This window comes from Mycobacterium lepromatosis (assembly GCF_000975265.2).
GTDB classification, from domain to species: Bacteria; Actinomycetota; Actinomycetes; order Mycobacteriales; family Mycobacteriaceae; genus Mycobacterium; species Mycobacterium lepromatosis.
Genome location: NZ_CP083405.1, coordinates 2,305,652 through 2,319,147, shown reverse-complemented (window position 1 = coordinate 2,319,147; position 13,496 = coordinate 2,305,652). Strand labels below are relative to the sequence as shown.

At 58.6% G+C, this 13,496-nt stretch carries 5 protein-coding genes and 2 pseudogenes; 6 read left to right on the top strand and 1 reads right to left on the bottom strand.

What is annotated here, in order from left to right; all coding sequences use genetic code 11:
- The first annotated feature begins 325 nt into the window (after positions 1-325).
- The 5 genes and pseudogenes from rpoB (at position 326) to MLPF_RS11075 (ending at position 11,541) form a co-directional block, all read left to right on the top strand.
- Entirely contained in the window at positions 326-3,844 is a 3,519-nt protein-coding gene (rpoB, locus tag MLPF_RS11095) for a DNA-directed RNA polymerase subunit beta (RefSeq protein WP_156147195.1), read from the top strand.
- A gap of 48 nt (positions 3,845-3,892) precedes the next feature.
- A complete protein-coding gene (locus MLPF_RS11090; RefSeq protein ID WP_045843466.1) occupies positions 3,893-7,843 on the top strand; it encodes a DNA-directed RNA polymerase subunit beta' in 3,951 nt (1,316 codons plus the stop codon).
- A 322-nt stretch (positions 7,844-8,165) separates the two neighbouring features.
- Positions 8,166-8,924 (top strand): deoxyribonuclease IV, encoded by a 759-nt coding sequence (locus MLPF_RS11085; protein ID WP_045843464.1) that lies wholly within the window; start codon positions 8,166-8,168, stop codon positions 8,922-8,924.
- Positions 8,925-9,604: 680 nt separating this feature from the next.
- Positions 9,605-9,895 carry a hypothetical protein gene (locus MLPF_RS17735; protein WP_420329620.1) on the top strand — a complete coding sequence of 97 codons (291 nt, stop codon included), beginning with the start codon at positions 9,605-9,607 and terminating at the stop codon, positions 9,893-9,895.
- A gap of 739 nt (positions 9,896-10,634) precedes the next feature.
- Positions 10,635-11,541 (top strand): annotated as a pseudogene (locus tag MLPF_RS11075) (crotonase/enoyl-CoA hydratase family protein).
- Positions 11,542-12,160: 619 nt separating this feature from the next.
- Here MLPF_RS11075 and MLPF_RS11070 read toward each other — a convergent pair.
- Entirely contained in the window at positions 12,161-12,307 is a 147-nt protein-coding gene (locus MLPF_RS11070; RefSeq protein WP_237817198.1) for a hypothetical protein, read from the bottom strand.
- Positions 12,308-12,431: 124 nt separating this feature from the next.
- On the opposite strand from MLPF_RS11070, the pseudogene MLPF_RS11065 reads away from it, so the two are divergent.
- Positions 12,432-13,214: pseudogene (locus tag MLPF_RS11065) on the top strand (crotonase/enoyl-CoA hydratase family protein).
- Positions 13,215-13,496 lie beyond the last annotated feature (282 nt).

The window sequence follows — 13,496 nt, the reverse complement described above, 5'->3', positions numbered from 1 at the left end:
ATAGTTATCTGTACACGGGGAGAGTCGAGATACTAGCCAGGGTCGATACGTCGCGAGTGCGTGTTATTGAGTGGTTGAGAAATATATCGTCCTGCGTTATTGTTGGACATTGCGCTGGCTACTTCCTGCCCACCTCAACCGCCGTCTGAATACTGTGGTTCTTAGCGCGAGCCCTAATTGGTGGCTCAGCTATTCGGTTGTGAGCGTGAGATCTGGGCCGGGTTGTTTGCCGGCCGAGCTAACATGACTATCGCGGCGACCCGGCGTTACACCAGAGTTCCTGGGGTGCACTGTTAAGCCGCACGAGGTGCTGGAAGGATGCATCTTGCCAGATTTCGGCCAGAGCAAGACAGGCGTTAGTCCTAGCCAGAGTCGTCCCCAAAGTTCGCCCAACAACTCCGTGCCCGGAGCGCCCAATCGGATTTCATTTGCCAAGCTCCACGAACCGCTTGAGGTTCCGGGGCTGCTTGATGTGCAGACTGATTCGTTCGAGTGGTTGATCGGATCGCCGCTCTGGCGTGCAGCGGCCACCAGTCGCGGCGATCTCAAGCCGGTGGGTGGACTCGAAGAGGTGCTCTACGAGCTATCGCCGATCGAGGATTTCTCCGGCTCAATGTCGCTGTCTTTTTCCGATCCTCGTTTCGACGAAGTCAAGGCGCCCGTCGATGAGTGCAAAGACAAGGACATGACGTACGCGGCCCCGCTGTTCGTTACGGCCGAGTTCATCAACAACAACACCGGTGAGATCAAGAGCCAGACGGTGTTTATGGGCGACTTCCCTATGATGACTGAGAAGGGAACCTTTATCATCAACGGGACCGAGCGTGTCGTAGTTAGCCAGTTGGTGCGCTCCCCTGGGGTATACTTCGACGAGACGATCGACAAGTCCACCGAGAAGACGCTGCATAGCGTCAAGGTGATTCCCAGCCGCGGTGCCTGGCTGGAATTCGATGTCGATAAACGCGACACCGTCGGTGTGCGCATCGACCGCAAGCGCCGGCAACCCGTAACGGTGCTTCTCAAGGCGCTGGGCTGGACCAGCGAGCAGATCACCGAACGCTTCGGTTTCTCCGAGATCATGCGCTCAACGCTGGAGAAGGACAACACAGTTGGCACCGACGAGGCACTGCTAGACATCTACCGTAAGTTGCGCCCAGGTGAACCGCCGACTAAGGAGTCCGCGCAGACACTATTGGAGAACCTATTCTTCAAGGAGAAACGCTACGACCTGGCCAGGGTTGGTCGTTACAAGGTCAACAAGAAGCTCGGGTTGCACGCCGGTGAGCAGATCACGTCGTCCACGCTGACCGAAGAGGATGTCGTCGCCACCATCGAGTACCTGGTTCGTCTACATGAAGGGCAGTCTACAATGACCGTCCTAGGTGGGGTAGAATTGCCAGTGGAAACTGACGACATCGACCATTTCGGCAACCGTCGCCTACGCACGGTCGGCGAATTGATCCAGAACCAGATCCGGGTCGGAATGTCGCGGATGGAGCGGGTGGTCCGGGAGCGGATGACTACCCAGGACGTCGAGGCGATCACGCCGCAGACGCTGATCAATATCCGTCCGGTGGTCGCCGCGATCAAAGAATTCTTCGGCACCAGCCAGCTGTCGCAGTTTATGGACCAGAACAACCCGCTGTCGGGCCTGACTCACAAGCGCCGGCTGTCGGCGCTGGGCCCGGGTGGTTTGTCGCGTGAGCGGGCCGGGTTAGAAGTCCGCGACGTGCACCCGTCGCACTACGGCCGCATGTGCCCGATCGAGACTCCGGAGGGTCCGAACATAGGTCTGATCGGTTCGCTGTCGGTGTACGCGCGGGTCAACCCCTTCGGGTTCATCGAAACACCGTACCGCAAAGTGGTCGACGGTGTGGTCAGCGACGAGATCGAATACTTGACCGCCGACGAGGAAGATCGCCACGTCGTGGCACAGGCCAACTCGCCGATCGACAAAGACGGCTGCTTCCTCGAGCCGCGTGTGTTGGTGCGCCGCAAGGCGGGCGAGGTGGAGTATGTGGCTTCGTCTGAGGTAGATTACATGGACGTCTCACCACGCCAGATGGTGTCGGTGGCCACCGCGATGATCCCGTTCCTTGAGCACGACGATGCTAACCGTGCACTGATGGGCGCTAACATGCAGCGCCAAGCGGTTCCGTTGGTGCGCAGTGAGGCCCCGTTGGTGGGCACTGGCATGGAGTTGCGCGCGGCCATCGACGCCGGCCACGTCGTCATCGCGGAGAAGTCCGGGGTGATCGAGGAGGTTTCCGCCGACTACATCACCGTGATGGCCGACGACGGCACCCGGCGGACTTACCGGATGCGCAAGTTCGCGCGCTCCAACCACGGCACCTGCGCCAACCAGTCCCCGATCGTGGACGCGGGGGATCGGGTCGAGGCTGGCCAAGTAATTGCCGACGGTCCGTGCACCGAGAACGGCGAAATGGCGTTGGGCAAGAACCTGCTGGTGGCGATCATGCCGTGGGAGGGTCACAACTACGAGGATGCGATTATCCTGTCTAACCGATTGGTCGAAGAAGACGTGCTCACCTCGATTCACATCGAGGAGCATGAGATCGACGCCCGTGACACCAAGCTGGGTGCTGAGGAGATCACCCGGGACATTCCCAATGTCTCCGATGAGGTGCTAGCCGACTTGGACGAGCGGGGAATCGTGCGGATTGGCGCGGAGGTTCGAGACGGCGACATCCTGGTTGGCAAGGTTACCCCGAAGGGGGAAACCGAGCTGACACCGGAAGAGCGGTTGCTGCGGGCGATCTTCGGCGAGAAGGCCCGCGAGGTCCGTGACACGTCGCTGAAGGTGCCACACGGCGAATCCGGCAAGGTGATCGGCATTCGAGTGTTTTCCCATGAGGATGATGACGAGCTGCCCGCCGGCGTCAACGAGCTGGTCCGTGTTTACGTCGCCCAGAAGCGCAAGATCTCAGACGGTGACAAGTTAGCTGGACGGCACGGCAACAAGGGCGTAATCGGCAAGATCCTGCCTGCCGAGGATATGCCGTTCCTGCCGGACGGTACCCCGGTGGACATCATCCTCAACACTCACGGGGTTCCGCGACGGATGAACATCGGTCAGATCTTGGAAACCCACCTTGGGTGGGTGGCCAAGTCCGGGTGGAAGATCGACGTGGCTGCCGGTATGCCGGATTGGGCGGTTAACTTGCCCGAGGAGTTGTTGCACGCCAAACCCAACCAGATCGTGTCGACCCCTGTGTTCGACGGCGCCAAGGAAGAGGAACTACAGGGCCTGTTGTCCTCGACGTTGCCTAACCGCGACGGCGACGTGATGGTGGACGGCGATGGCAAGGCGGTACTCTTCGATGGGCGCAGCGGTGAGCCGTTCCCTTACCCGGTGACGGTTGGCTACATGTACATTATGAAGCTGCACCACTTGGTGGACGACAAGATCCATGCCCGCTCCACCGGCCCGTACTCGATGATCACCCAGCAGCCGTTGGGTGGTAAGGCACAGTTCGGTGGTCAGCGATTCGGTGAGATGGAGTGCTGGGCCATGCAGGCCTACGGTGCAGCCTACACACTGCAGGAGTTGTTGACTATCAAGTCTGACGACACCGTCGGTCGGGTAAAGGTTTACGAGGCTATCGTTAAGGGCGAGAACATCCCCGAGCCGGGCATCCCCGAGTCGTTCAAGGTGCTGCTCAAGGAGCTACAGTCGCTGTGTCTCAACGTCGAGGTGCTGTCTTCCGACGGTGCGTCGATCGAGCTGCGCGAAAGTGAGGATGAGGACCTCGAGCGGGCCGCAGCCAACCTCGGTATCAACCTGTCCCGCAACGAATCGGCGTCCATAGAAGATCTGGCTTAGCGAACTTGGCATTACCGTCACTAAACCCGCAAGGGGAAAGGGAGTTACGTGCTAGACGTCAACTTCTTCGATGAACTCCGCATCGGCCTGGCTACTGCGGAGGACATTCGTCAATGGTCTTACGGCGAGGTTAAGAAGCCGGAGACCATCAACTACCGCACGCTCAAGCCTGAGAAGGACGGCCTGTTCTGTGAGAAGATCTTCGGACCTACTCGCGACTGGGAATGCTACTGTGGCAAGTACAAGCGGGTGCGTTTCAAGGGCATCATCTGTGAGCGTTGTGGCGTTGAGGTGACTCGCGCTAAAGTGCGCCGTGAACGGATGGGCCACATCGAGCTGGCCGCACCCGTCACGCACATCTGGTACTTCAAGGGTGTACCGTCGCGTTTGGGCTACCTGCTCGACCTGGCCCCGAAAGACCTTGAGAAGATTATTTACTTCGCCGCGTACTTAATCACCACGGTTGACGAGGAGATGCGGCACAGCGAGCTGTCGACGCTCGAGGCTGAAATGATGGTGGAGCGCAAGGCTGTTGAGGATCAGCGTGACGCCGACCTGGAAGCTCGTTCCCAGAAATTAGAGGCCGACCTGGCTGCGCTGGAGGCCGAAGGTGCCAAGGCAGACGCCAGGCGCAAGTTCCGGGACGGCGGTGAGCGCGAGATGCGCCAGCTCCGTGAGCGTGCGCAGCGTGAGCTGGACCGGTTGGAAGATATCTGGAGCACCTTCACCAAGCTGGCTCCCAAGCAGCTGATCGTTGACGAAAATCTCTATCGTGAACTGGTCGACCGTTACGGTGAGTATTTCACGGGCGCCATGGGCGCGGAGTCGATTCAGAAGTTAATGCAGAACTTTGACATCGAGGCCGAGGCTGAGTCGCTGCGTGAAGTGATCCGAAACGGTAAGGGACAAAAGAAGCTTCGGGCGCTAAAGCGATTGAAGGTAGTCGCTGCCTTCCAACAGTCAGGCAACTCGCCGATGGGCATGGTGCTCGACGCTGTCCCGGTCATACCGCCGGAGCTGCGTCCGATGGTGCAGCTCGATGGTGGCCGGTTCGCCACGTCCGACCTGAACGACCTCTACCGCCGGGTGATCAACCGTAACAATCGGCTGAAAAGGCTCATCGATCTGGGTGCGCCCGAGATCATTGTCAACAATGAGAAGCGGATGCTGCAGGAGTCCGTGGACGCCCTGTTCGACAATGGACGCCGGGGGCGACCTGTTACGGGGCCGGGCAACCGTCCACTGAAGTCGTTGTCTGATCTGCTCAAGGGCAAGCAGGGCCGGTTTCGGCAGAACCTGCTCGGTAAGCGTGTTGACTACTCGGGCCGCAGCGTCATTGTGGTCGGCCCGCAGCTCAAGTTGCATCAGTGTGGGTTGCCCAAGCTGATGGCGTTGGAGCTGTTCAAGCCGTTTGTGATGAAGCGGCTGGTTGATCTCAATCACGCGCAAAACATCAAGAGTGCCAAGCGAATGGTGGAGCGGCAGCGGCCTCAGGTCTGGGACGTGCTCGAAGAGGTCATCGCCGAGCATCCGGTGCTGCTGAACCGTGCGCCCACTCTTCACCGACTGGGGATCCAGGCTTTCGAGCCAATGCTTGTGGAAGGCAAGGCTATTCAGTTGCACCCGTTGGTGTGTGAGGCGTTCAACGCCGACTTCGACGGTGACCAGATGGCAGTGCATCTGCCTCTGAGTGCCGAGGCGCAGGCCGAAGCCCGCATTTTGATGCTGTCGAGTAACAACATCTTGTCACCCGCCTCTGGCCGCCCACTAGCTATGCCACGACTGGATATGGTTACTGGGCTATACTATCTGACCACCGCGGTTGACGGTGACACCGGCACCTACCGGCCGGCAGCCAAGGATCGTCCAGAGTCGGGTGTGTACTCTTCGCCTGCCGAAGCAATTATGGCGGCTGACCGAGGGGTACTCTCGGTGCGGGCCAAGATAAAGGTGCGGTTAACCCAGGTGCGTCCGCCGGCCGACATCGAGGCTGAGTGGTTTGGCACCAACGGCTGGCGTCTAGGGGACCCGTGGACGGCCGACACCACGCTGGGTCGGGTGATGTTCAACGAACTATTGCCGCTGGGCTATCCCTTTGTGAATCAGCAGATGCACAAGAAAGTGCAGGCCGCCATCATCAACGATCTGGCTGAGCGCTACCCGATGATAGTCGTCGCGCAGACCGTCGACAAGCTTAAAGACGCCGGTTTCTACTGGGCGACCCGCAGCGGCGTTACGGTCTCGATGGCTGACGTGTTGGTTCCGCCGCGTAAGAAGGAGATCCTCGACCACTACGAGGAGCGTGCCGACAAAGTCGAAAAGCAGTTTCAACGTGGCGCTTTGAACCACGACGAGCGTAACGAGGCGCTGGTGGAAATCTGGAAAGAAGCTACCGACGAGGTTGGTCAGGCGCTGCGGGACCACTACCCGGTTAACAACCCAATCATCACAATCGTCGACTCCGGTGCCACGGGTAACTTCACCCAAACTCGGGCGCTGGCCGGCATGAAGGGTTTGGTGACCAACCCTAAGGGTGAATTCATTCCGCGTCCGGTCAAGTCATCTTTCCGCGAAGGCCTGACTGTGCTGGAGTACTTCATCAACACCCATGGTGCTCGAAAAGGCTTGGCTGACACAGCGTTGCGTACCGCTGACTCGGGGTACCTGACCCGTCGTCTGGTGGATGTGTCGCAAGACGTCATCGTTCGCGAACACGATTGCCAGACCGAGCGTGGCATCGTCGTCGAGTTGGCCGTGCGTGCGCCCGACGGCAGCCTGATCCGCGAACTGTATATCGAAACGTCAGCATACGCAAGAACTTTGGGCGCCAACGCGGTCGACGAGGCTGGCAACGTAGTCGTCGCCCGTGGTGAGGACTTGGGTGACCCGGAGATCGATGCCTTGCTGGCTGCAGGCATCACGCAGGTCAAGGTGCGCTCCGTGCTGACCTGTACCACCGGCACCGGTGTGTGCGCGACGTGCTACGGGCGTTCGATGGCCACCGGTAAGCTGGTCGACATCGGTGAGGCCGTCGGTATCGTCGCGGCCCAGTCCATCGGTGAGCCCGGCACGCAGCTGACCATGCGTACCTTCCACCAAGGCGGTGTCGGTGAGGACATCACCGGCGGTCTGCCCCGGGTTCAGGAGCTGTTCGAGGCCCGGGTGCCGCGTGGTAAGGCGCCGATTGCCGACGTCACTGGGCGAGTCCGTCTCGAGGATGGTGAACGCTTCTACAAGATCACCATTGTTCCCGACGATGGTGGTGAAGAAGTCGTCTATGATAAGCTCTCCAAGCGCCAACGGCTGCGGGTTTTCAAGCACGCAGACGGTTCTGAGCGGGTGCTTTCCGACGGTGACCACGTCGAGGTGGGTCAGCAGCTGATGGAAGGCTCCGCCGACCCGCATGAAGTGTTGCGCGTGCAAGGGCCGCGCGAAGTGCAGATTCATCTGGTGCGCGAGGTTCAAGAGGTGTACCGCGCGCAGGGTGTGTCAATCCACGACAAGCACATCGAAGTGATCGTTCGCCAGATGCTGCGCCGGGTCACCATCATCGACTCGGGTTCGACGGAATTTCTGCCCGGCTCCTTGATCGATCGAGCGGAGTTCGAATCGGAGAACCGTCGGGTGGTGGCCGAAAGTGGCGAGCCCGCCGCCGGCCGTCCGGTGCTGATGGGTATCACGAAGGCGTCGTTGGCCACAGACTCGTGGTTGTCTGCGGCGTCGTTCCAGGAAACTACGCGGGTGTTGACCGATGCGGCGATTAACTGCCGCAGCGATAAACTCAACGGTCTTAAGGAAAACGTGATAATCGGAAAGTTGATCCCGGCCGGTACCGGTATTAACCGTTACCGCAACATTCAGGTGAAGCCCACTGCGGAGGCCCGTGCCTCAGCGTACACGATTCCATCCTACGAGGATCAGTACTACAGTCCTGACTTCGGCCAGACCACCGGTGCCGCCGTTCCGCTGGACGACTACGGCTACAGTGACTACCGTTAGTCGGCAACGAAAAACCCCGGGTGGCGAGCGGAGTTTTTTGTGTGCTGCGCCACTACGTCCACCACATCAGTACCAGCCGGGGAACCACCACTCGATTCGCGCATCTGTCTAGCGTCGGTGATATCCGAATTTGAAAGTCGTCTATCGGTTACTTGCTGGCGGCAGACGGGCGAACCTCGCACGACTTCCAAAGAAGCAGCGGGTGGCTTGCTTCCCAGCAACGGCGTGGGCACGGTGCTGTGGCCCGCCAAAGAATGAGACATCCGCGGCCACATTGTGACGGTATCCCTGGGCGTCGGCATCTCCCACTAAACTGGGCGGTGTGCTCATCGGTTCGCATGTCAGCTCAACCGATCCGCTCGCCGCAGCGGAGGTTGAAAGCGCTGACGTAGTGCAGATTTTTCTCGGTAACCCGCAGAGCTGGAAGGCGCCTAAACTACGTAGCGATGCCCGTGTTCTGAAAGCCGCGGCTTTGCCGGTGTACGTGCACGCGCCCTACTTGATCAACGTTGCGTCGGCTAATAACCGTGTGCGGATCCCGTCCCGCAAGATCCTGCAGCAAACTTGTGACGCAGCCGCCGACATCGGTGCTGCCGCCGTGATCGTGCATGGTGGGCACGTCGCCGACGACAATGACCTCGAGGATGGTTTCCAACGCTGGCGTAAAGCACTCGAGCAGTTGCAAACTAACGTTCCAGTGTACCTTGAAAACACGGCTGGCGGTGATCACGCGATGGCTCGCCGCTTCGATACCATCGCCCGACTCTGGGATGTCATCGGTGACACCGGTATCGGTTTTTGCCTGGACACCTGTCATGCTTGGGCGGCCGGCGAGGGGATGATTCATGTTGTGGATCGCATCAAAGCCATCACTGGCCGGATCAACCTGGTGCACTGCAATGATTCCAAGGACGAAGCGGGTTCGGGTCGTGACCGTCACGCCAACTTGGGTAGTGGCCAAATCGATGCCGAGTTGCTGGTAGCAGTAGTCCAGGTAGCGGGTGCGCCGGTGATCTGCGAAACCCCCGAGGAAGGTCGCAAAGACGACATCGCGTTTTTACGCGAAAAAGCTAGCGAATGAAGCAAAGAGACAGACGGGATCGCTCCGTCGACTCGAGCTCGAGGGCGTCCATGGTCCCCTTCGCCATGCCTCTGCGCTAGTGTGACGTGTTTTGTGCGATTGTCGGAGAAATATATTAATTTATTAGGTGTCATGCCAGACATGCATGTCGTCACCAGCCAGGTTCCGCTGTTAGCGACTGCGATCTAGCGATCTCCCCGGCGCTTATCGAGATCCTAATCGCGAGGGCGGTCGGTGGGAGCTGAGGAGGTAAATGAAGTCGGGAGCGATTTCCGCCAACGATGAACCACAGCGTTGGGGCGAGTTCGCCAACCGCAACCGGTCTGTTCTGCACACCCACGACCGATATACTGATATAGGGTGACTGTGTCGATGAGGTAAAATACGACTCGGCCTTGCTACAAGAAGTCAATACGCACGGCGATTTCCCACAAGTACGTACACTGCATCGTGAGCCGACGAGTGGCCAGGGCGCATGTGGGGTTTGTTGTCATGGCCTCGACATGAGAAGTCGAGCCAGAGCATATATGCCCGATTGCGATGACATACGTTACTATCTCGGTGCTGCGGTACCTTGCCCCAGCTGGTGACGGTCTATGAGTTGTTGCTGATCAGTCGCGAGTACAACCCGGAACTGAAATTGGCCACCACGAAGCGTGGTGTTACCGCGGGCATGTTTGATGACTGAGACACCGGGTGGCTCCGATGTCCGCACTGGCACCACCCAGGAGGGCCCTAAACGGCCCGACGCACATACAAGCCCTCACGTGCCACCAGTGGTTCATCTCGACACCCGTTCGACGTCTTTCTGGCATTCCCCTGCCAACGGCCGGACTGTCTTACTTCATGTTGTCGGCGGGTGCTCCCCGATGGCACCCGCAACCAGGATGTTCTTGCAGCGATTCAAAGACAAGCTCGATAACCATGCCAATGCCTCGGGTGAGTTTGAATACGACGGTGCTACTGCCTGATTGGTAGATGAAAAGGGACGCAGGGGCCTGACCATTATCGAGATGGTTAAACTCAGCCGGTTGGGCTCCACCCTGGGTAGTGCCACCAGCATGTGCACCGGCGTGACTCGAACCATCCACCAGCCCGGCATGCTAAAGGCCATTCGGCGCCCTATCTGATCAACCAGCAGCTGATGTGCAACACCACTGGTGGCCCTCTGGTCGTTGAGGCTGGGAAGCCAGGATAGTCACCGATGCGGGGATGGACAGTGCTCACGACGATGCGGTGCGTAGAGACGAGACAGAGGCGCCGCTGATGGGTATTTGAGAGGGGTCAGGAAACCTCAGCGCACTAGCTACCTTCTTGCCATAGGCACCTAAGACACTAATGCGTCGAGGTGCTATTCGGTGAGTCGGCTGGATCCGCGGGTCAGGACCCCGGCCGGACCGCTATGTCGAAGGGTTGCGGCCACAACTGGCTGATGTTGAAGCTGCCTAGTATACTGCCTCGCAAGGTTGCAGAGGACATCTGCCTGGCGTTGTAGGGGTCATTGTTGGTGCGCTAAGGGCAGCCTGCCATCGCCGAGGTGTTCCTGGCCACCCGACCCTTGACGGTAAGTGGGACGGGGTGTTCGGTACCCCGCCGACCGGATTGCATTTGGCGTCTATTCTCGAACGTGCCTTGGTAGAAAGCCGAGTCACACGATGACTTAACGCAATCAGGTCAGTAAAGTCAGTAAACTTCGGTAACTTGACAACCATGACCTACGAGGTCACCGGCTGGGTTGCGCGGATTACCTGCAATCGGCCGGAGAAGGGCAACGCGATCATAGTAGCCGAGCCGCTACTGCAGTTGTCCGCCTTGCTTTAGAGTGCCAACGTGGCCTCGAACGTACATGTCATTCTGAGATCCGGCCGTGGAAGGAGCTTTTGTGCGGGTTTCGACCTGTCTGCCTACGCCGAGGGCCAGTCGTAGGCAAGCGGTGGTAGCTGTACACAAAAGCACTGCGCTGGACGGCAAGAAACAGGTCATCAATCACTTCGCGAACCAACCTGGGACCCACTGTTCGACTACCAGATGATGGACCGGTGCGTGCGGAGTTTTCCAGCTTGCTGCATGCCGACAAGTCGACTGCGGTCAAGATCCACGGTTACTGCGTAGCCGTGTAGCCTGAGGACATCGCGCTGCACACTTATCAGGTAAAGCGCCCCCGTTGATGCCGTAATTGGTTATACGCTTACACGGGTGTGTATGGGGGTGACCTCCGCGATCCTGTGGGCGCATTGACTCGGTGACCAGAGAGCCAAAACTCTTCTATTCACTGATGATTGCATCAACCGGCATGCAAGCTGTCGAGTGAGGCCTGAAGATCGAAGTGCCGTATTCATAAGACTTCCAAGAACGTACCGAATGGCTGGTGGCCGGTCATCGCTGCGATGCATATCAGCCAGCTGATTATGATCAAGCTCATGCTCAATTTCGCTCTGCTGTAACAAAGTTTTGGCCATCAGCAGGATGGGTTCTAGTACCATTTTTAATGGAGTCGCGCGACACACGCCTGAGAAGGGCACGCTTTCGTCGTCGGCGCGGTCGAACATGGCTTTCGGGACGTCGTGCGACACCTGGGACGAGCCGTTTGGCGGATTACAGTCGCCAGGCTTCGTAGGCGTAACCATGCCGAATATGACTGTCCACTCGGTGGTACTCAGCCTGCTGCTCGGTAACCATCTTGCATCAGTGACTGCTAGATAATCGATCAAGTTTACAGCCGGTTCTGGAGGGGCGGCTCTACCTGGTGGGCGACCACGGCCGGCTGACGGTCATCGGCTCTCCAATCGGTTGCCGGCTCGCCAGCGTATAGTCAAGACGACGCGATGCGCTTATCGGTACGGTCGTGGTCTAGGTATTGGGTCCTGTTGATCGCCACAAGCGTTGTCGCCGATGCCCGTAGTCGGGCTGCACTGCGAATGCCCTGTGCAGTAAGTGTTTCAGTGAATTGTGTGAGAAGGCGTGGATGCGGACAGACAAAATCGACCTGGACTCGGATCCCGAGGTTTGTGTTTTTGGGGGTAGATATTGAGTGCATCGCAATGATACAGCTCAACGAGCTGACCGATCCGCTGAGGATTTTACCACATTTACGGCTACTGTCCACCGGCTGCTTTACAGGATGACAGCAGCTCCTGACATTCCCGGCCGGTTTGTCGGCATCCTGGAGGCTGCGATCCCAGGCCACTACATTCGGTACCGACACATATCCGTTGCTGCGCGAGAAAGCGGCCGTGCTACTGCACAGCTTGGCTCAGAATCCTCCGTTCGTCGATGGAACGTGCCACCCTTTTCGGGTCTTGCCGGTACATCGCCCTACCGATATCGGCCAACGCGACCATGGTCAGTGCTACGATCAGGTAGACACTTAGCATCATGGACATCCCCACCAGCGTGAACGGGCTGACAGTTACCGCAGTGGCCAAGTGTATGGCTGCGTGTCGCCTACTACGATTTTGCTACTTAACTGGCGGAGCGACACGGCACAACTCAACTCGTGGAGGCGACATGAATAATTCGGTGCGTGTCGAGCGCAAGGGCTTGGGGATCACGATGATATTCAACTGGTTGTCGGCGCGCAGCGTTATCAATGGTTCGACGGCTGCCGCTCTCTACGATGTGTTCAAGGAATTCGACCGCGACGACATAGCGCTGGTGGCCGTATCGTGTGGCTACGGCGGAACCTTCTGTGCAAGAGACGATTTGAAGATCTTAGGTACCACCGAGGCCAACGTCGTACATTCGAGCGTTCCCGCCGATCGATGGGATCTTCGCAGATGCTGTTGTCCAAATCGGTGATTGCCGTGGTGAGTGGTTAAGCCGTTGTTGGGGGGCTGGAATTAGCCGTGTGGTGTGATTTGCGGGTAACCCGGGATGACGCCGTGTTTGGGGTGTTTTTCGTCGGTGGGGAGTGCCGCTCATTGACGATGGTATCTTGCGATTGCCCCGGTTAACCGGGCAGGACCGGGCAAAACCGGATCGATGGACATGATTCTCATTGGCCGCGCGGTGGCAGCCGACGAAGAGCTAGCTATCGGCTTGGCCAATCGGGTCGTGCCCAAGGGCGAAGCCAGGCAAGAATCTGAGGAAACTGGCGGCTTATTGTCTGCGCTGCCGTAGCAGTGCATGCGATCGGATCGGTTGTCGGCGCTACATTAGAGGGGGATGCCGCAGATGGGCGGCGTTTGACTTCGCATTTGCCAGTATCTTGTGCATCGCCACGGAGGTCGTCGAAAAGGTGCCTGATGTTTGCCGTGGGCGGGCCGCCATGACGGCCCGAGTGGGTCCTGAGGTGAGTTAGAGGGTTATCCTACCCTTTGTTGATGGCGTTGTCTGAGCCGATGTTGTTTACCTTCGGGTCGCCGTTTTTTATCGAGATCGGTGTTGTCGAGGCCCAGCAAGCTTGGGTTTTTGGTTGATCTTGTCGAAGGTGATCTCGTTCTTTTGCCACCGATGATCGTTACCGTTGCACAAACGCCGTTGCCGGTCAGCGTGTTGCTCGAGCCGGCCAAGTTCAATGATTTGTCATCGCCGCAGTTGAGGGTTGCCGTGGTTCCAAAAGATCCGTAGTGC